This is a genomic window from Bordetella genomosp. 2 (assembly GCF_002261345.1).
Taxonomy (GTDB): Bacteria; Pseudomonadota; Gammaproteobacteria; order Burkholderiales; family Burkholderiaceae_B; genus Bordetella_A.
Genome location: NZ_NEVT01000003.1, coordinates 752437 through 772135 on the forward strand (window position 1 = coordinate 752437; position 19699 = coordinate 772135).

Annotated in this window: 18 protein-coding genes; 15 read left to right on the forward strand and 3 right to left on the reverse strand. The window is 69.8% G+C overall.

What is annotated here, in order from left to right; all coding sequences use genetic code 11:
- The first annotated feature begins 16 nt into the window (after nt 1-16).
- The 5 genes from CAL24_RS05695 (at nt 17) to CAL24_RS05715 (ending at nt 6042) form a co-directional block, all read left to right on the forward strand.
- Entirely contained in the window at nt 17-583 is a 567-nt protein-coding gene (locus CAL24_RS05695) for a biotin transporter BioY (RefSeq protein ID WP_094805975.1), read from the forward strand.
- Between the two features lie 528 nt (nt 584-1111).
- Nucleotides 1112-2278 (forward strand): ABC transporter substrate-binding protein, encoded by a 1167-nt coding sequence (locus CAL24_RS05700; RefSeq protein WP_094805977.1) that lies wholly within the window; start codon nt 1112-1114, stop codon nt 2276-2278.
- Between the two features lie 134 nt (nt 2279-2412).
- Nucleotides 2413-3450, forward strand: coding sequence for a branched-chain amino acid ABC transporter permease (locus CAL24_RS05705; protein ID WP_094805978.1), 1038 nt, complete (start codon nt 2413-2415; stop codon nt 3448-3450).
- Between the two features lie 13 nt (nt 3451-3463).
- Nucleotides 3464-5299, forward strand: a complete 1836-nt coding sequence (locus CAL24_RS05710; RefSeq protein ID WP_094806500.1) for a branched-chain amino acid ABC transporter ATP-binding protein/permease — start codon at nt 3464-3466, stop codon at nt 5297-5299.
- Entirely contained in the window at nt 5296-6042 is a 747-nt protein-coding gene (locus tag CAL24_RS05715; RefSeq protein ID WP_094805980.1) for an ABC transporter ATP-binding protein, read from the forward strand. Before CAL24_RS05710 ends, CAL24_RS05715 begins: the two co-directional genes overlap by 4 nt.
- A 43-nt stretch (nt 6043-6085) precedes the next feature.
- Here the strand turns inward: CAL24_RS05715 and CAL24_RS05720 are convergent, their stop codons facing one another.
- Genes CAL24_RS05720 through CAL24_RS05730 form a run of 3 tightly spaced genes read right to left on the reverse strand, consistent with a single transcriptional unit; the run spans nt 6086 to nt 9208 of the window.
- Nucleotides 6086-6805 carry an IclR family transcriptional regulator gene (locus CAL24_RS05720; RefSeq protein WP_028356416.1) on the reverse strand — a complete coding sequence of 240 codons (720 nt, stop codon included), beginning with the start codon at nt 6803-6805 and terminating at the stop codon, nt 6086-6088.
- A 17-nt stretch (nt 6806-6822) separates the two neighbouring features.
- Nucleotides 6823-7713, reverse strand: coding sequence for an NAD(P)-dependent oxidoreductase (locus tag CAL24_RS05725; RefSeq protein ID WP_028356415.1), 891 nt, complete (start codon nt 7711-7713; stop codon nt 6823-6825).
- A gap of 31 nt (nt 7714-7744) precedes the next feature.
- Entirely contained in the window at nt 7745-9208 is a 1464-nt protein-coding gene (locus CAL24_RS05730) for an aldehyde dehydrogenase (protein ID WP_094805982.1), read from the reverse strand.
- 175 nt (nt 9209-9383) lie between these two features.
- Between CAL24_RS05730 and CAL24_RS05735 the strand changes: the two genes are divergently transcribed.
- The 10 genes from CAL24_RS05735 to CAL24_RS05780 all read left to right on the forward strand — a co-directional run bounded on the left by CAL24_RS05735 (nt 9384) and on the right by CAL24_RS05780 (nt 19679).
- Nucleotides 9384-10349 (forward strand): tripartite tricarboxylate transporter substrate binding protein, encoded by a 966-nt coding sequence (locus CAL24_RS05735; RefSeq protein ID WP_094805983.1) that lies wholly within the window; start codon nt 9384-9386, stop codon nt 10347-10349.
- 40 nt (nt 10350-10389) lie between these two features.
- Nucleotides 10390-11370, forward strand: a complete 981-nt coding sequence (locus CAL24_RS05740; protein WP_094805985.1) for a Bug family tripartite tricarboxylate transporter substrate binding protein — start codon at nt 10390-10392, stop codon at nt 11368-11370.
- A gap of 39 nt (nt 11371-11409) precedes the next feature.
- Nucleotides 11410-12957: an acyl-CoA carboxylase subunit beta gene (locus tag CAL24_RS05745; protein WP_094805987.1), complete on the forward strand. Its 1548-nt coding sequence runs from the start codon at nt 11410-11412 to the stop codon at nt 12955-12957.
- A 10-nt stretch (nt 12958-12967) separates the two neighbouring features.
- Nucleotides 12968-14332: an acetyl-CoA carboxylase biotin carboxylase subunit gene (locus tag CAL24_RS05750; RefSeq protein ID WP_094805988.1), complete on the forward strand. Its 1365-nt coding sequence runs from the start codon at nt 12968-12970 to the stop codon at nt 14330-14332.
- 12 nt (nt 14333-14344) lie between these two features.
- Nucleotides 14345-14557 (forward strand): acetyl-CoA carboxylase biotin carboxyl carrier protein subunit, encoded by a 213-nt coding sequence (locus tag CAL24_RS05755; protein WP_028356409.1) that lies wholly within the window; start codon nt 14345-14347, stop codon nt 14555-14557.
- A gap of 5 nt (nt 14558-14562) precedes the next feature.
- Entirely contained in the window at nt 14563-16653 is a 2091-nt protein-coding gene (locus CAL24_RS05760) for a 3-hydroxyacyl-CoA dehydrogenase NAD-binding domain-containing protein (protein WP_094806501.1), read from the forward strand.
- A gap of 76 nt (nt 16654-16729) precedes the next feature.
- On the forward strand, nt 16730-17119 hold the full coding sequence (locus CAL24_RS05765; protein WP_094805990.1) for a Zn-ribbon domain-containing OB-fold protein: 390 nt from the start codon (nt 16730-16732) through the stop codon (nt 17117-17119).
- A complete protein-coding gene (locus tag CAL24_RS05770; RefSeq protein ID WP_094805991.1) occupies nt 17116-18291 on the forward strand; it encodes a thiolase in 1176 nt (391 codons plus the stop codon). The genes CAL24_RS05765 and CAL24_RS05770 overlap by 4 nt, the downstream gene beginning before the upstream one ends.
- Nucleotides 18292-18319: 28 nt before the next feature.
- Nucleotides 18320-19012: a 3-oxoacid CoA-transferase subunit A gene (locus CAL24_RS05775; RefSeq protein WP_094805993.1), complete on the forward strand. Its 693-nt coding sequence runs from the start codon at nt 18320-18322 to the stop codon at nt 19010-19012.
- Nucleotides 19002-19679 (forward strand): 3-oxoacid CoA-transferase subunit B, encoded by a 678-nt coding sequence (locus CAL24_RS05780; protein WP_028356404.1) that lies wholly within the window; start codon nt 19002-19004, stop codon nt 19677-19679. The genes CAL24_RS05775 and CAL24_RS05780 overlap by 11 nt, the downstream gene beginning before the upstream one ends.
- Nucleotides 19680-19699: the final 20 nt, after the last annotated feature.

A 19699-nucleotide genomic window follows, 5' to 3' on the forward strand; every position in this document is an offset into this window, starting at 1 on the left:
CGACCAGGAGCCTTCGATGAAAACCAGAGATGTCGTGCTGATTGCCTTGTTCGCCGCGCTGATCGTGGTGCTGAGCCTGATGCCGCCGATCCCGCTGCCCGCCATCCCGGTGCCGGTGACCCTGCAGACCCTCGGCACGATGCTGGCCGGCGCCATGCTCGGGCCGTTGCGCGGGGGCCTGGCCTGCCTGCTGTACCTGGTGCTGGCGGCCATCGGCCTGCCGGTGCTGCCGGGTGGACGGGGCGGCCTGGGGGTGTTTTTCGGGCCGACCGGCGGGTTCCTGGTGGGCATGGCGCTGGGGGCCGTGGCGACCGGCTGGCTGGCGCGCCGCGCGGCCGCCCGCGTGCAGCACGGCGGGCTCGCGGTGGCGGCGTATGCGGCGGCGTGCGTGGCGGGGGGCATTCTATTGGTATACGCGGTCGGCGTGCCCTGGCTGGCGGCGGTGACGCAGATGGAACCGGGCAAGGCGGCGCTGGCGGTGGCGGCTTTCGTGCCGGGCGACCTGATCAAGGCCGTGGTGGCCGGCTGGGTGGCATGGCGGGTGGAGCGGGTGTGGCCGCTGCTCCGGGAATCCCCTTACTGACGCGTATCTGCAAACTCGGCAAGATTCGCCATTATCAAATGCGTTCGATTTTGCTCGGAGCTGGATTTCCGCGCAGGTAGGTGTCAGACACCCCACATACAGTCGTGCTTGGGGAGCCGACGTGGACGGGGTGTCTGACACCGGACGGATGGAGCAGCCGACGGTACGCACGAGGGGCCTGACATCGCTATGAGACACTGCGAGCCCGCGCGTGCCGGCGGGGCCCGGGCGGCCAGTTGGAGCGAGGGCAGCCCCGCAGGGGCCGAGGGCGCCTGGTGGCGCGCCCGAGCCGAGCGACGTGGCCGCCGGGTCCCGCCGGCACGCGCGGGCGCCTCAAGAACTCAAGGACTCAAACACCTATAAGCAAGCAGACCAACGCCAACTCACTACACTAGGGAAGTCACGGGGTTTTATTTGAGGGGTATTTGATACACTTCAAGGCCGTTTAAGCATTTTTCTGTATGACGTTCAACCGGGCTCGGCGTACCCCGTCGGGGCAATAACAAGAGCCCTCACAGGAGACAACAAATGACGCGCAAGCACTCCCGCTTGTCCGTGGCCGCCGCGGCCGTTGCCTTGAGCCTGCCGCTGCTCGCCGGCGCGCAGGTCAAGGTCGGTGTCACGGTCGCCAGCACCGGTCCCGCCGCTTCGCTGGGCATCCCCGAGCGTAATACCGTCGCCTTGCTGCCGACCGAAGTCGCCGGCCAGAAGATCGAATGGATCGTCCTGGACGATGCCACCGACATCACCCAGGCCGTGAAAAACTCCCGCAAGCTGGTTTCCGAGGACAAGGTGGACGTGCTGGTCGGCACGTCCGTCACGCCGGGCTCGCTGGCGATGGTCGACGTCGCCGCCGAGGCCAAGGTGCCGATGATCAGCGTGGCCGCCAGCGCCAAGATCGTCGAGCCGGTCGACGACAAGCGCCGCTGGGTGTTCAAGACGCCGCAGAACGATGCGCTGATGGCCAGCGCCCTGGCCGACGCCCTGGTCAAGGCCAAGGTCAAGACCCTCGGCTTCATCGGCTTCGCCGACGCCTATGGCGACAGCTGGCTGGCCGTGATGCGCGACGCCCTCAAGGGCAAGGGCATCGAGATCACCGCCGTCGAGAAATACGGCCGCACCGATACCAGCGTCACCGGCCAGGTGCTCAAGCTGGTCAGCGCCAAGCCCGACGCCATCCTCATCGCCGGAGCCGGCACGCCGTCGGCCCTGCCGCAAAAAGAGCTGCGCGCCCGCAACTACCAGGGCACCATCTACCAGACCCACGGCGCCGCCAACAACGACGTGCTGCGCGTCTGCGGCAAGGATTGCGAAGGCATGCTGCTGCCCGCCGGCCCGCTGCTGGTGGCCGAGCAACTGCCCGACAGCAACCCGGTGAAGAAATCGGCGCTGGCCTACACCCAGGCCTACGAGGCCAAGCATGGCGACGGTTCGACCAACACCTTCGGCGGCCATATGTGGGACGCGGGCCAGCTCATCGTGGCCGCGCTGCCCACCGCGCTCAAGAGCGGCGCCAAGCCCGGCACGCCCGAATTCCGCGCCGCCATGCGCGACGCGCTGGAAGGCATCAAGGACTTGCCCGCCTCGCAAGGGGTGTTCAACATGAGCCCCACCGATCACGCCGGCTTCGACGAGCGCTCGCGCGTCATGGTCAAGGTGGAAAACGGCAAGTGGGTGTATCAGCCCGACCTGTGACCGTATTGCCGCCGGCGTGGCGCCGCCGCCCCGCCGGCATCTCTGCGCACCGGCCGCCAGGCCGGTGTGTCGTATTCGCGGCATTGTCCGGAGCGGGGCCGGCGATGCCCGGAAACCCATAAGGTAGTGGTTCGATGGATTTCTCTATAGCGCTGATCCTGCTGCAGGACGGCATCGTCAACGGTGCCATCTATGCACTGCTGGGCATGGCGCTGGTGCTGGTCTTCACCGTCACCCGTGTCATCTTCATTCCGCAGGGCGAGTTCGTGGCGTTCGGCGCCCTGACGCTGGCCATGCTGGTCAATGGCCGCATTCCCGGCACTGCCTATCTGCTGCCGCTGCTGGGCGCCATCGTGCTGGTGCTGGAAATATTGCGCGCCCTGCGCACCGGCAACTGGGGCGCGCTGCCCAAGGTGCTGGCGAGCTGCGTGGCGCTGCCGCTGGCGCTGCTGTGGCTGACCACTGCCTATGTGGGCAGCGACAACTCCCTGTGGCTCAACATGCTGCTTGCGCTGGTGCTCATCATCCCGATGGGGCCGATGGTGTACCGCATCGTCTACCAGCCGCTGGCCGAGGCATCGGTGCTGGTGCTGCTGATCGTGTCGGTGGCGGTGCATTTCGCGCTGACCGGGCTGGCGCTGGTGTTCTTCGGCGCCGAAGGCTGGCGCACTCCCGCCTTCGTGAGCGGCCAGGTCGAACTGGGCCCGGTGACGTGGTCGGCGCAGAGCCTGTTCGTGGTGGGCACTTGCGTGCTGCTCATCGTGGCGCTGTGGCTGTTCTTCGACAAGACCCTGTATGGGCGGGCGCTGCGCGCCACCGCGGTGAACCGCCGCGGCGCGCGCCTGGTGGGCATCAGCACCACCATGTCGGGCAGCCTGACCTTCACGCTGGCGGTCGCCATCGGGGCCATGTCGGGCATGCTGATCGCGCCCATCACCACGGTTTATTACGACACTGGTTTCCTCATCGGCCTGAAGGGTTTCGTGGGAGCCATCATCGGCGGCCTGGGCAGCTACCCGGTGGCGGCCGCCGGCGCGGTGCTGGTCGGCGTGCTGGAGGCTTTCTCGTCGTTCTGGGCCAGCGCCTACAAAGAAGTCATCGTGTTCACACTGATTATCCCGGTTCTGGTGTGGCGTTCGTTCGGCAGCCATCACGCCGACGACGAGGAGTGATCCCATGAACCCCATGAACCGCATCCTGCTCATCCTGTTCGTCGCCTTTATCGCGATCCTGCCGCTGGTGCCGGCCACGCCGGAATTCTGGATCACGCAACTCAACTACATCGGGCTGGCCGCCATGGTCGCGCTGGGCCTGGTGCTGCTGACCGGCGTGGGCGGGCTGACCTCGTTCGGCCAGGCCGCCTTCGTCGGGCTGGGCGCCTACACCACCGCCGTGTTGACCAGCCACTATGGCGCATCGCCCTGGCTGGCGCTGCCCGTGGGTTTACTGCTGACCGCCGTGGTGGCGTATCTGCTGGGCGTCATCACGCTGCGCCTGTCCGGCCACTACCTGCCGCTGGGCACCATCGCCTGGGGGCTGTCGCTCTATTTCCTGTTCGGCAACCTGGACTGGCTGGGCAAGCACGATGGCATCGCCGGGCTGGAGCCGATTAGCGTGTTCGGCTTTTCGCTGGCCAGCGGGCGCCATATCTATTACCTGATCTGGCTGTTCCTGCTGCTCTCGCTGTGGGCCACCAGCAACCTGCTCAGCTCGCGCCCCGGGCGCGCCATCCGGGCGCTCAAGAGCGGCGCCGGCATGGCGGAGTCGATGGGCGTCAACACCGCTGCCTACAAGGTTGTGATTTTTGTCTGGGCGGCGCTGCTGGCCTGCCTGTCGGGCTGGATCTACGCCCACATGCAGCGCGCCGTCAGCCCCAGCCCGTTCGGCTTGAACTACGGCATCGAATACCTGTTCATGGCGGTGGTCGGCGGCGCCGGCCACGTCTGGGGCGCACTGGTGGGGTCGGCCGTCATCCTGGGCCTGAAAGACCAGTTGCAGAGCCTGTTGCCGGCCTTGCTGGACACCAACGCCAACTTCGAGCTGATCGTCTTCGGCGTGCTGTTGATCCTGGTGCTGCAGTACGCGGCCAATGGCTTGTGGCCGATCCTGTCGGCCGGCTGGGCGCGCCTGACCGGGGCGGCCGGCTCGCGCCGGCGTCTGGCGGCCCCGCCGGCGGCGCCGGCCCTGCCGCATCGCGAGCGGCCGCAGGGCGGCGCGCTCGTGCTGGAAGTCGATGCCGTGCGCAAGGAGTTCGGCGGACTGGTTGCCGTCAACGACATTTCGTTCAAGGTGCGCGCCGGCGAGATCGTCGGCCTGATCGGCCCCAACGGCGCGGGCAAGAGCACGACGTTCAACCTGATCAGCGGCGTGCTGCCCGCCACGCGCGGCCAGGTGCGCTTCCTGGGCGAGCGCATCGATGGCCAGTCGGCGCGGGAGATCGCCCGGCGCGGCGTCGGCCGCACGTTCCAGCATGTGCAGCTGCTGCCTGGCATGTCGGTGCTGGAGAACGTGGCGCTCGGCGCGCACTTGCGTTCCGACGTCGGCGTGATGGCCGGCGCGCTGCACAGCGAGCGGGCGCAGGAAGCGCGCCTGCTGCACGAGGCGGCCCAGCAGCTCGCCCGGGTCGGGCTGGGCGACTATCTGTACGAACAGGCCGGCAACCTGGCCCTGGGCCAGCAGCGCATCCTGGAGATCGCGCGCGCGCTGGCCAGCGACCCGGTCCTGCTGCTGCTCGACGAGCCCGCCGCCGGACTGCGCTACAAGGAAAAGCAGGAGCTGGCGCAGGTGCTGGAGCAGCTGCGCGCCGAGGGCATGAGCATCCTCCTGGTGGAACACGATATGGATTTCGTCATGCGCTTGACCAACCACCTGGTGGTGATGGATTTCGGCACCAAGCTGGCCGAGGGCGTACCGGCCGAGGTGCAGCAGAACCCTGCCGTGCTGGAAGCCTACCTGGGCGGCATCGACGACGATCTGCCGGAGTCCGATGCGGCCGTGCCGGCGGGCGGGAGCGCGCAATGAGCCAGCAACCGATTCTCGATGTGCGCGGCCTGAGCGCCCGCTACGGCAAAGTCGGCGCGCTCAGCGACGCGACCCTGAGCGTGGCGCCGGGCAGCATTGTGACGGTGATCGGCGCCAACGGCGCGGGCAAGTCCACGCTGCTCAATGCCATGATGGGCGCGCTGCCGACCTCTGGCCACGCGTCCGGCGCGGTCTGCTACGCGGGCGCCGACGTATCGGGCTGGCCGGTCGAGCGGCGCGTCGCCGCCGGCATGTCGCTGGTCCCGGAGCGGCGCGAGCTGTTCGGCAGCATGTCGGTGGAAGACAACCTGCTGCTGGGGGGATTCCGCCGCTACCGGGCGCGCGAAAGCGGCTGGCGCGGCACCCTGGACGAAGTGTTCGAACTGTTCCCGCGCCTGCGCGAACGGCGGCGCCAGGAAGCCGGCACGCTGTCGGGCGGCGAACGCCAGATGCTGGCGGTCGGCCGGGCGCTGATGGCCAAGCCGCGCCTGCTGATGCTGGACGAGCCCAGCCTGGGCCTGGCGCCGCGCATCGTGCGCGAGATTTTCCACATTATTGCGCGGCTGCGCGAAACCGGGGTGGCCATCCTGCTGGTCGAGCAGAACGCCCGCGCCGCGCTGCAGGTGGCCGACTACGGCTACGTGCTCGAGACCGGCGAGGTGATCCTGCACGGGCCGGCGCGCGAACTGGCCGGCAATCCGCGGGTGATCGAAAGCTACCTGGGGCTGGGCAAGGGGGCTTGAGGCGCGCCCTCCATACCCGGGCGCGTGGCCCCTGCCAAACTGGCTAGGCCTTGCCGGCGGGCCAGCGTCCGCCCAGCGCCTGGGTTGCCGCCGCGGCCGCTTCGCCGGCCAGCCGCGACATCTTCTTGACGGCGGCGGGGGTGAAGCGTTCCTTGGGGCCGGACAGCGAGATGGCTCCGCACATCTCGCCGTCGGGGCCGAACACCGGGCAGGCCACCGCCGCGCAGTTCGGGTCGCGCTCGCCCATGGAGATCATGGCCAGGCCGGCGTCGGCGACCGACTGGCGCTTGATCAGGTAGGCTGTCAGCAGGCGGCCGGCGGCGCCCTTGTCGAGCGGCAGCAGGTCGCCCACGCGGATGCGGTCGAGCGTCGAGTGGTGCGAGTCGACGCGCAGCAGGCACATGCGCGTGCGGGCGTCGTGGTAGGCATGGAACGAGGCGCTCTCGGTGCCCTGATCGACCAGTTGCTGCAGCAGCGGCTGCACGGTTTCGGTCAGGCGGTAGGTGGCTTCGTAGGCGCGCCCCAGGCGGTGCGCGTACGGGCCGAGCGCATAGCGCCCGTCGTTGCGACGCACCACCAGGGCGGCCTTTTCGAGCGACGCGATGAGCCGCAGCAAAGTGCTTTTGTAGAAGCCCGTGGCACGGGACAGGTCGGCCAGCGTGATGGCGTCGGTGTGTTGCGCGACGGCATCGACGATGGCCAGTGCGCGTTCGACGGCGGCTACGCCGTCGGAGGAGGGCTCGGGTTGGGGGCTGCGGGGCATGGACGAGGGTGCAGGTTCTAGGGCGAATCCGCGTCGACGAGCCGGCTGATCACCGGAAAATAGCGGCTGCCGTGGCCTTGCTCGATGGCGGCCGCGAACCACTGATCGACGGTGCGCGCGCCCGGCGCGTTCACGCCAGTCTGCGCGGCCAGGGCCAATGCGTAGCGCAGGTCCTTGCGGGCATATTCGACCGGAAAGGCTTTCTCGGGAAACTCACCGGGGAGAATAGCCTTTAAGCCATGGTTGCGCAATGCGAAGCTGTCGGCCGAGCCCCGCGTGAAGGTCTCCAGCAGCACTTGCGGGTCGACTCCCGAGCGCCGCGCGATGGCGCGCGCCTCCGACAGCGCCGCGACGGTCTCGAACAGCACCATGTTATTGAGGATCTTGACCACCTGGCCGCACCCGACGGGGCCGCAGTGCGTGATCTCCGACGCGAAGGTGGCGATCAGCGGCCGCACCCGCGCATACACCTCTTCGCTGGCGCCCACCATTACCGACAGTGTGCCGGCCTCGGCGGCCGCGCGCGTGCGGGCCACCGGCGCGTCGATGAAGATGGCGCCCTTGGCGGCGAACTCGGCGGCCAGCGCGCGCGTGACGTCCACCGGCGACGTGCTGGTGTCCACGATCACCTGGCCGGGCCGCGTGCTGGCCAGCAGCCCCAGGGGCGCGCGCGCGACCTCGGCCACGACCTCGCCCGAGGGCAGGGAAAGAAACAGCACATCGCTGCGCGCCGCCACGTCCGCCAGCGAGGCGGCCGCGGCGACGCCGTGCGCGGCCAGCCGCTGCAGCGGGGCGGGGTTGCTGTCGTAGCCGAGCACGGGCAGCCCGCTCTTTTGCGCCAGGTTGCGGCAGATGGGTTCGCCCATAACGCCCATGCCGATGAAGCCGGCATGCTTGAAGTCAGTCATGTGAATGTTCTCCGTGATTGTCGCGGCCTGTTTACAGGCCCCAGTAGATGCCCTTGGATTGCTGGTACAGGCGCAGGCCGGACAAGCCTTTCTCGCGCCCGATGCCGCTCTGCTTGAAGCCGCCGAACGGCGTGGCGATGGAAAGCTGCTTGTAGGTGTTGATCCATACGCTGCCCGCTTCCAGCCGGCGCGCCACCCGCCAGGCGCGCCGGTAATCGGCGGTCCAGATGCCGGCCGCCAGCCCGTATGCGCTGTCGTTGGCCTGCGCGACCAGGTCTTCTTCGTCGTCGAACGGCAACACGCACAGCACCGGCCCGAAGATCTCTTCGCGCACCACGCGGGCGTTGCCGTCCAGCCGGCCCAGGATGGTCGGCAGATAGAACGCGCCCGCACGCAGCGCGTCGCTGTCGGGACGCCGCCCGCCCAGCAGGATCTCGCCGCCGTCTTCCAGCGCCGTGCCCACCATGCCTTCGATCTTGTCGCGGTGCGCGAACGAAGCGATCGGCCCCATCTGCGCGCCGGCCGCGTCCGGCAAGCCGACCTTGAGCCGCCCCGCGCGCGCCACCAGCTGTTCAATGAAGGCCTGCGCGATGCCGCGCTGCACGTACAGCCGCGAACCCGCCACGCACGATTGGCCGCTGCCCTCGAAGATGCCGCCGATGACGGCGTCGATGGCGGCGTCCTGCGCGGCGTCGGCGAACACGATGTGCGGCGACTTGCCGCCCAGTTCGAGCGCCACCGGCATCAGCTTGTCGGCGGCCGCCCGCGCGATCGCGCGGCCGCTGGCCGTGCCGCCGGTGAACGACACCATGCGCACGCCGGGATGCTCCACCAGCCGCTTGCCGGCGGTGGCGCCCAGCCCGGTGACGACATTGAGGATGCCCGGCGGCAGGCCGGCCTCGAGCGCGATGCGGCCCAGTTCCAGCGCCGGCGAGGAAGTGACCTCCGACGGCTTGAGGATGACCGCGTTGCCCGCCGCCAGCGCCGGCGCGACCTTCTGCGCCTCCATGGTCATGGGCGAATTCCATGGCGTGATGGCCGCCACCACGCCGTAGGGCTCGTATTGCGTCATCGACAGGTAATCGCCGCGCGGCGGCGTGACTTCGGCCGTGAGCGTCTCGCACACGCCGGCGTAGTAGCGGAATGTGGCCGACGCGCTGGCGACCTGGGCCCGGCATTCCGCCTGGACCTTGCCGTTCTCGATCATCTGCAGGCGCGCCAGCGTATCGGCGTGGCGGTCCATCCCGTCGGCTATGGCGCGCAGCAAGGCGGCCCGCTTGTGCGGCAGCATGTCGCGCCAGGCGGGCTGCCGCACGGCATTCCAGGCGCTCTCGACGGCCTGGTCCACATGGGCCTCGGAGGCCGCGCTGATCAGGAAATTGGTTTGTCCGGTGGCGGGGTTGATGGATTCGAACGCCTGCCCGGGCGCGGCGATCCATTCGCCGGCGATGAGCAGCGGCTTGAGGGCGTGGGGAGTTTCAGAAGCGGCGGACATGCATGCGGTTCCTTGTCGTGGCGTGGCTGTCCGCAGGTGGGGAAAACCTGGATGACAGCATTTTGTCGTTGACACCTTGTCGGGCACAACCTATAAAATAGAATATGTGTTCTGCACAACGGAACACGAAGAATATTACAAACGATCCTGAGATGACAAGAGGAGATTCGTAAAAATGCTCAAGCAGTGGATCCGCGCCAGCCTGTGCGCGATGGTGTTGACAGGCGCCGTGGCGCACGCCGATCCGTATCCCGCCCGGCCCGTCAGCATGGTCGTGCCCTATCCGGCCGGCGGGGCCACCGACGTAGTGGCGCGCGCCGTGGCGGAGCAACTGACGCAGGCCTGGAAGCAGCCCGTGGTGGTGGAAAACCGCGCCGGCGCCGGCACGACCATCGCAGCGGCCGCCGTGGCCCGCGCGCCGGGCGACGGCTACACGCTGTTCATGACCACCTCGGCGCACACCATCAGCGGCCATCTCTATCCCCAGTTGCCGTACGACCCGGTCCAGGACTTCAGGCCGATCACGCTGGTCACCAAGGTGCCGCTGGTGCTGGTGGTGAATCCCTCGGTGCCGGCGGCCACGCTGCCCGAGTTCCTGGACTACCTGAAAGCGCATGGCGACAAGGTCAATTTCGCGTCGCCAGGCAATGGCACTGCCCAGCATCTGAGCGGCGAGCTGTTCAAGCTGGCCACGCAATCGCAGATCATCCACGTGCCGTACCGCGGCGACGCGCCGGCGTTCACCGACCTGGCCGGCGGGCAGGTGCAGATGATGCTGGCCACCATCACCTCGGCATTGCCGCTCATCAAGTCCGGCAAGCTGCGCGCCCTGGCCGTGGCGCATGGCAAGCGCGTGCCGGCCCTGGCGGAGGTCCCCACCTTCGCGGAGGCCGGCATGCCGGGATTCGAAGCCGCCACCTGGTTCGGCCTGCTGGCCCCCGCTTCGCTGCCGCCCGAGCTGGCCCAGCGCATTTACCAGGATGTCGCGCGCATCGTCGATACCCCGCAGATGCGCCAGCGCATCGAGGCGCTGGGCGGCGATGTCGCCAACAGCACACCGCAGCAATTCGCCGAGTTCATTGCCGCCGAACAGCAGAAGTGGGGCCAGGCGGTACAGGCGGCGGGGGCCGCCAAACCCTAGCGGCGGGACGCCGCGCGCACAAACACAAGAGGAGACATCGATGAACAAGAGCAAGTCCTGGCTGGCCGCCGCCTGCGCGGCGTTGTCCCTGGCCGGCGCGGCGCCGGCGCTGGCCGCGTATCCCGGCGCGCCCGTGAAATTCGTGGTGGGCTTCAGCCCGGGCAGCACCATCGACAGCGTGGCGCGCATCGTCGGCGACGCCCTGGCCGCCCGCACCGGACAGTCCTTCGTGGTGGAAAACAAGACCGGCGCCAATGGCATGATCGCGGCCCGCACCGTGGCCCAGGCCGAGCCCGACGGCTACACCATCCTGATCAGCAACTCCAGTTCCATCACGGTCAACCCCTTGCTCTACAAGGACCTGGGCTACCACCCGCTGAAGGATTTCGAGCCGGTCACCACCGTGGTGGCCGTGCCGTTCGTGCTGACCATCAATCCCGGCAACAGCCGCATGCAGGCGGTGGACAGCGTCCAGGACCTGGTCGCCATGGCGCGGCGCAACCCCGGCTCGGTCAGCTACGGATCGGCCGGCAACGGCAACCTGATGCACCTGGCCGGCGCCCAGCTGGCCACCATGGCCGACGTGCAGATGCTGCACGTGCCTTGCCGCGGCGCGGCGCCGATGGAGGCGGGCCTGCTGGCCAACGAGGTGGATTTCGGCTTCGACACACTGTCGGGCGTGCCTCTCATCAAGGCCGGCAAGCTCAAGGCGCTGGCCGTATCCACCAAGGAGCGCTGGCACGACCTGCCCGATGTCCCCGCGGTGGCCGAGCTGGGCTACCCGGAATTCGACATTTCCTTCTGGGTCGGCGTGTTCGCGCCGGCCGGCACGCCGCCCGAAGTCGTCGCCAGCCTGAACCAGGCCATCGCCGACGCCGCCGCCGATCCGCAAGTGCGCCAGCGGCTGGCTGCCCAGGGCCGGCCGGCGACGCAGTCGCCGCAGGCCTTCCGCGCCAAGATCGCCGACGAGCTGAAACAGAACCAGGCGCTGATCCAGCGCGCCAACATCAAGATCGATTGACCACGCCGGCGGCGATGCCGGCGAAAAAAGGAGCAAAGCGTGTCGTGGCAGAACGAACTGGATGAGCTCGCCTTGCGCAAGCGGCTGGCCGCCCGCATGGGCGGCGAGGAGAAAGTGCGGCGCCATCGCGACGGCGGCAAATTGCCGGTGCGCGAGCGCATCGAGCGCATGGTGGACGCGGACTCGTTCCGCGAAGTGGGAGCGCTGGCCGGCAGCGGCCAGTACGATGAGCAAGGGCGCCTGCTCGACCTGACTCCCTCCAACCTGTTGATCGGGCGGGCCCGGATCGACGCGCGGCCCGTGGTGGTGGCCGCCGACGATTTCACCGTGCGCGGCGGCGCCAACGACGGCGCGGTGGGCGACAAGCTGGTCGAGTCCGAGCGCATGGCGCACGACCTGCGCGTGCCGCTGGTGCGCCTGGTGGACGGCACCGGCGGCGGCGGGTCGGTGCGCAATGTCGAGGTCAAGGGCCATACTTTGCTGCCCAAGCTGCGCATGTGGCCGCTGATGGCGCAGAACCTCGCCACCGTGCCGGTGGTGTCGCTGGCGCTGGGCTCGGTGGCGGGGCTGGGCGCCGCCCGCGTCGCCGCCAGCCATTACTCGGTCATGGTGCGCGACACGGCGCAGTTGTTCATCGCCGGCCCGCCGGTGGTGGCGCGCATCGGGCAGCAGCTGGACAAGAATGAACTGGGCGGCAGCGACATCCACACCCGCAATGGCGTGGTGGACGACGAGGCGGAATCCGAGGAGGCCGCCTTCGCGATGGCGCGCCGCTTCCTGTCGTACCTGCCGCGCTCGGTACACGAGCTGCCGCCGCGCGGTCCCGTGCCCGCGGCGGCCGACCCGGACCTGGCCTGGCTGCGCACGGCCGTGCCGCGCGACAGCCGCGCCGTCTACAAGATGCGGCCGATCGTCGAGGCGCTGGTGGATCCCGGCTCGTTCATGGAGCTGGGGCGCCGCTGGGGCCGCGCCGTCATCACCGGGCTGGCGCGCCTGGACGGCTGGCCGGTGGCCGTGTTCGCCAGCGATCCCTACATTTACGGCGGCGGCTGGGACGGGCCCGCCGCCGAAAAGTTCACGCGTCTGCTGGACCTGGCGGAAGCCTTTCACCTGCCGGTGGTGAATTTCGTCGACATCCCGGGTTTCCAGATCGGCCTGGCGGCCGAGAAATCCGGGGCGATGCGCTACGGGGTGCGCGCCCTGACCGCGGTGGCCCAGTCCACTGTGCCCTGGTGCACGATCCTGGTGCGCAAGGCGTTCGGCGTGGCCGCCGGCGGGCACCAGAGCGCGGGACGCTTCAACTTCCGCTATGCGTGGCCCTCGGCGCAATGGGGCTCGCTGCCCATCGAGGGCGGCCTGGAGGTGGCCTACAAGGCCGACATCGAGGCCGCGGCGGACCCGCAGGCCAAGATGCGCGAGATCGAGGCTCGCGTGCGCAGCCTGACCTCGCCGTTCCGCAGCGCCGAGGCCTTCGTGGTCGAGGACATCATCGACCCGGCCGAGACGCGCGCGGTGCTGCGCGAATTCATCGACGTGGTGGCGCCCCTGCGCCAGCCCGGCGAACGCCGCGCCGGCTACCGGCCTTGAGGAGCGCGCCATGAAACGCGTATTGGTAGCCAACCGCGGCGCGGTCGCGCGGCGCGTGATCCGGGCGCTGCGCGAACTGGGCCTGGAGTCGGTCGCGGTGTATTCCGAGGCGGACCGCGACATGCCTTATCTGCGCGAGGCCGACCACGCCTGCCTGATCGGCCCGGCGCCGGCCGCGGCCAGCTACCTGGATGCGGCGACGCTGCTGCGCGCGGCGCGCGAGCACGGCGCCGATGCCGTGCATCCGGGCTACGGCTTCCTGTCCGAGAGCGCCGAATTTGCCCAGGCGGTGGAGGACGCCGGCCTGACCTTCGTCGGCCCGTCGCCGCGCTGGATCCGCCTGCTGGGCCACAAAGTCCAGGCGCGCGAGGCGATGCGTGCGCGCGGCATGCCGATGGTGCCCAGCAGCGCGGTGCTGGGCGACGACCTGGATGCGGTGCGGCGGGCGGCCGCCGGGCTGGGCTATCCGGTGCTGGTCAAGCCGGCGGCGGGCGGCGGCGGCATCGGCATGGTGCCGCTGGCGGAGCCGGACGAGATCGCGACGCAGTGGCCGCGCGCCCGGGCCATGGCCGAGCGCGGCTTCGGACGCGCCGACCTGTACCTGGAGAAACTGCTGCAGGCGCCCCGCCACGTAGAGTTCCAGTTCCTGGCCGACCGTCACGGCGGCGTCCGCTGCCTGCACGAGCGCGACTGCTCGACCCAGCGGCGCCACCAGAAAGTCATCGAAGAGGCGCCGGCGCCGGGCATCGCGCGCGCCGCGCTGGAGGCGATGGCCGCGCAGCTGCGGGATATTCTGGCGGGCCTGGGCTACGACGTGATCGGCACCGTCGAGATGCTGTATACGCCGCAGACCGGATTCTCGTTCCTGGAGGTCAATACGCGCCTGCAGGTCGAGCACGCCGTCACCGAACAGATCACCGGCGTGGACCTGGTGGCCGCCCAACTGCGGCTGGCCGCGGGCGAGCGCATCGACGCGGTGCTGCCGGCCGTGCCGGCGCCATCGGGCCATGCCGTCCAGGCGCGCGTCTATGCCGAAGACCCGTTGCGTTTCCTGCCGTCGCCCGGCCTGCTGCGGGTGTTCGAGCCGCCGGCGCGGGACGGCGTGCGGGTCGAGACAGGCTATGCGGCCGGCTGCCGGGTCTCCAGCCACTATGACCCGCTGCTGGCCAAGGTGATTGCCCACGCGGCGACGCGGGACGAGGCGATCGACCGGCTCGGGCAGGCGCTGGCGGCATTCCGCGTCGAAGGCGTCAAGACCAATATTCCATTCGTCATGCGGGTGCTGGCGGACCCGGAGTTCCGGGCCGGCCGGCTGTCGACCGGCATGGCCGCCCGCGTGCTGGCCGCCGCCGACGCGCCCGCGCAGATTTCCTGAGGAGAACACACAATGAGCAAGTTGGAAACACCCGTGGGCGGCCGCGTCGTGTCGGTGGCCGTGAATGCCGGCGACCGCATTGCCGCGGGCGACGTCGTGGCCACGATCGAGTCGATGAAGATGGAGATCCCGGTGGAGGCCGAGCGCGACGGCACGGTCGCGCGCGTGCTGGCGGCGCCGGGCGAAGAGGTCGACGAGGGCCAGGCGCTGCTGGAGCTGGAGTGAAGGCCATGCCCACCATTCACACGGAAATGCGGGCGCAGGGCAGCGTGGCGCTGCTGACGCTCGACCACCCGCCGGTCAACAGCCTGGGCGCCGCCACGCGCCAGGAGCTGCACGCCGCCGTCGACGCCGCGCTGGCCGACCCGCAGGTCGTGGCGGTGGTGCTGGCGGGGGCCGGCAAGCTGTTTTGCGGCGGCGCCGAGATCCGCGAATTCAATACGCCGCAATCGACGCGCGAACCGACGCTGCGCGACATCGTCCGGCAGTTCGAGCGCGCCGGCAAGCCGATCGTGGCCGCCATTCATGGCATGGCGCTCGGCGGCGGACTGGAGCTGGCGCTCGGGTGCCACTATCGAGTGGCCGGGCACGACGCCATGCTGGGCCTGCCCGAGGTGAAGCTGGGCATTCTGCCGGGCGGCGGCGGCACCCAGCGCCTGCCGCGCGCCATCGGCGTGGCGCGGGCGCTGGACATGATCGTCACGGGCGATCCGGTTGACGCGCGCACCGCGGCGCAATGGGGCCTGGTGGACGCGGTGTTCGAGGACGACCTGGTGGCCCGGGCGGTCGATTATGCGCGGCGGCAGGCCGGCGCCGCGCTCGACCAGCGGGTGCTGGGCGCGCGCCGCGCGGCGCCGCCGGCCGACGCGTCGGTCTATGCGCGCGCGCGCGCCCTGGGCGAGCGGCGCTATCGCGGCTGCGTCGCGCCGGCCACCTGCGTGGATTGCGTCGAGCAAGCCGCGGCCAGCGATATCGACGCGGGCCTGGCCTATGAGCGCCGGCGTTTCGTCGAACTGGTGGAAGGCGGGCAATCGCGCGCGCAACGGCATTTGTTCTTCGCCGAGCGGCAGGCCCAGAAGCTGCCCGCCGAGTGGCGCGGCGACCTGGCGTTCGCGACCGTCGGCGTGGTGGGCGCCGGCACCATGGGCGGAGGCATCGCCATGAGCCTGGCCAATGCCGGGATCGACGTGGTCCTGGTCGAGCGCGACGCGGCGGCCCTGGAGCGCGGCTGGGCCACCATCCAGAAGAACTATGCCGCCACCGTGGCCAAGGGCCGCCTGACCGGGGCCGAGCGCGACGCGCGCCTGGGCCGCATCCGCCGCAGCCTCGACATGGCGGAGCTGGCCGACGCGGACCTGGTGATCGAAGCGGCATTCGAAGACATGGCGGTCAAGCTCGATCTGTTCCGGGCGCTGGACCGGGCCTGCAAGCCGCAGGCCGTGCTGGCGTCGAACACGTCGCGCCTGGATATCGACGCGCTGGCCGACGCCACCGGGCGCCCCGAGCGCGTGCTGGGCACGCATTTCTTCAGCCCCGCCAATGTCATGAGGCTGGTCGAGGTGGTGCGCGGGCGGCGCACCGGCGGCGCCGTCATTGCTTCGGTGTTCCGCCTGGCGCGCCGCATCGGCAAGCTGCCGGTGCTGGTCGGCGTCTGCGACGGCTTCGTCGGCAACCGCATGGTCAGCCCGTACACCCGCGAGGCGCATTTCCTGCTGGAAGAGGGCGCCTCGCCGCAGCAGGTCGACGGCGCGCTGCAGCGCTTCGGCTTCGCCATGGGCCCACTGCGCATGGCCGATATGGCCGGCCTGGATATCAGTTGGGCGGCGCGCAAGCGGCTGGCGCCCACCCGGCCGGCGCACTTGCGCTATTCGCGGGTGGCCGACAGCCTGTGCGAGCAGGGCAGGCTGGGCCAGAAGACTGGCGCTGGCTTCTACCTCTATGCGCCCGGCAGCCGCGACCCGCTGCCCGATCCCGAGGTGGACGCCCTGATCGCGCGCTGCGCGCGCGAGGACGGCATCGCGCGGCGCGACATCAGCGACGCCGAGATTGTGCAGCGCACCGTGTATGCGCTGGTCAACGAAGGGGCGAAGATCCTCGAGGAAGGAATTGCCGCCCGCGCTTCGGATATCGACGTGATCTACGCCAACGGCTACGGCTTCCCCATACACCGGGGCGGGCCGATGTTCTACGCCAGCCAGGTCGGCCTGCCGGAAGTGCTGCAGACCATCGAGCGCTTCCATCGCGAGCACGGCGAGCTGTGGACGCCGGCGCCGCTGCTGCGGCGGCTGGCGCAGGAAGGCCGCGATTTCGACGCCGCATGACCATGACCCACAGGCGGGGAGCGGACGCGGCGCGCCTGCGCCGCTTCCCGCGGCACATAGAGAAAAGGAGACCCGCATGACTGACGCGATGCCCGGGCCGGGCCCGCAGGCGCGTTATTTCGCCGCGCTGGCCGCAGGCCGGTTCGAGATCCAGCGCTGCGACGCCTGCCAGGCGTGCCAGTTCTTTCCCCGCGCGATATGCATGCACTGCGGCGCCGCCCGCCTGCAGTGGTTTCGTCCCAGCGGCCGCGGCACGGTGTATTCCACCAGCGTGGTGCGGCGCAAGCCCGAGGCGGGCGGCGACTACAACGTGGCGTTGGTCGACCTCGAAGAAGGGGTGCGCCTGATGAGCCGCGTCGAGGGGCTGGCCCCGGGCGCGGTGCGCATCGGCATGGCGGTACAGGCGCGAGTACGGTCCGATGGGGCGGAGCCGTCGCTCGTTTTCGTGGCGCGGGAGGAAGCATGAAGAACCTGGAGAACCTGCGTGGCCAAGTCGCCATCGTGGGGGTAGGACACGCCGGCATGGGCGAAGCCCATGGCCATACCGAAATGGAGATTCTCGCGCAGGCCGCCGCCCGCGCCGTCGCCGACGCCGGCCTGTCGATGCGCGACATCGACGGCCTGGCGACCTGCAGCTCGTCGGCCACCATGTGGAGCATGCCGGTGGCCGAATACCTCGGCCTGCGGCCCCGCTACATCGAGGCGACCATGCTGGGCGGGTCCAGCTTCGTGGCGCATCTGCTGCCCTCGGTCATGGCCCTCGTGGCGGGCCAGTGCGACGCCGTGCTGGTGTGCTACGGCAGTACCCAGAAAACCGCCACCTTCGGCCGCAAGGAAGGCGTCAAGGCGCGCGCCCTGCTCGATCCGCAGCCGTTCGAGCAGCCTTATGCGCCGCTCTCGCCAGTCACCTCCTATGCGCTGGCCGCCGCGCGGCACATACACCAGTACGGCACCACGCGCGAGCAGCTGGCCGAGGTGGCCGTGGCCGCGCGGCAGTGGGCGCGGCTCAATCCCGAGGCCGCCATGCGGGATCCCCTGTCCATCGAGGACGTGCTGGGCGCGCGCATGGTGTCCGACCCGCTGGGCGTGCGCGATTGCTGCCTGGTCACCGATGGCGCCGGCGCCTATGTGATGGTGCGCGCCGACCGCGCGCGCGACCTGGCGCAGCCGCCGGTGTATGTGCTGGGCAGCGCCACCGCGGTGTGGAACCGGCAGATATCCAGCATGGCGGACCTGACCGTCACCGCCGCCGCGGAATCGGGGCGGCGCGCCTTCGACATGGCCGGGCTGGGCGTGGACGATATCGACGTGGTCGAGCTGTACGACGCTTTCACCATCAATACCCTGCTGTTCCTGGAGGACCTCGGCTTCTGCCGCAAGGGCGAAGGCGGGGCGTTCGTGCAGGGCGGCGCCATTGCGCCGGGCGGGCGCCTGCCGGTCAACACCAATGGCGGCGGATTGTCGTGCGTGCACCCCGGCATGTACGGCATCTTCCTCATCATCGAGGCGGTCCGGCAACTGCGCGCCCAGGCCGGCCAGCGCCAGGTCGCGGGGGCCGAGATCGCGCTGGTGCACGGCAACGGCGGCACGCTGTCCAGCCAGTCGACCGCCATCCTGGGCGGGCCGGCCGCGCGCTAGCCGCGGCCGCATCGCAAGGAGAACCGAGATGTTGGACAAGACTGTGGAATCGCTGCACGAGGCCGTGGCCGGCGTGCAGGACGGCGCCGTCGTGCTGATCGGCGGCTTCGGCGCGTCGGGTGTGCCGACGGCCTTGATCTGCGCCTTGCTGGAACAGGGCGCGCGCGAACTGACGATCGTCAATAACAATGCCGGCAACGGCGCGCGCGGGCTGAGCCAGCTGATCGAAGCCGGACGCGTGCGCAAGATGATCTGCTCGTTCGCGCGCTCGTCCGACCGCAAGAATCCCAACGCGGCGGCGTTCGCCGAGGCGTACCGCGCCGGCAGGATCGAGCTCGAATGCGTGCCGCAGGGCACCATGGCCGAGCGCATGCGGGCCGCGGGCGCCGGCATGGGGCCGTTTTTCACGCCCACGGCATACGGCACCCCGCTGGCGCGCGGCAAGGAGACGCGCGTCATCGACGGCGTGGGTTATGTACTGGAAACGCCGCTCAAGGGCGATGTGGCCCTGGTCAAGGCGCAGCGGGGCGACCGCTGGGGCAACCTGGTGTACCGCTATGCCGGCCGCAATTTCGCGCCGGTGATGTGCATGGCGGCCACGCTGACCGTGGCGCAGGTCGACGAGATCGTACCGCTGGGCGCCCTGGAGCCGCAGCATGTCATGACGCCGGGCATTTTCGTGCAGCGCGTGGTGCAGGCGGGAGGCGAGCATGAACATTGAAAAACTGTCGCGCCGCGAAATCGCGCGGCTGGTGGCGCAAGACATTCCGGACGGCGCCTATGTGAACCTGGGCATCGGCATCCCGACGCTGGTGGCCGGCTTCCTGCCGGCCGGCCGCGACGTGATCCTGCATACCGAGAACGGCATCGTCGGGATGGGGCCGGGCGACCCCGCGCGGCCGCTCGACCTGGACCTGATCAATGCCAGCAAGGAGGCCGTGACCCTGCTGCCCGGCGCGTCGATCACCGACCACGTGGTGTCGTTCGCCATGATGCGCGGGGGCCACCTCGACCTGACGGTGCTGGGGGCGTTCCAGGTGTCGGGCCGCGGCGACCTGGCCAATTGGGATACCGGCGAGCCCGGCACCATCCCGGCGGTGGGCGGCGCCATGGACCTGGCGGCCGGCGCGCGCCAGGTCTATATCACCATGGAACACACGACCAAGCAGGGCGTGCCCAAGATCGTGCGGGAATGCAGTTATCCGCTGACCGGCGCCGGCGTGGTCGACCGCATCTACACGGACTTGGCCATCATTGACGTGACGCCGGCCGGGCTGGTGGTGCGCGGCATGGTGGCGGGCCTGGCCTTGGGCGCGCTGCAGGCCGTGACGGATTGTCCCTTGACGCTGGCGCCCCAGTGGCGCGAACTGCGGCCCGGCGCGGCCTAGGAACCTGCTGGTACTCCCCG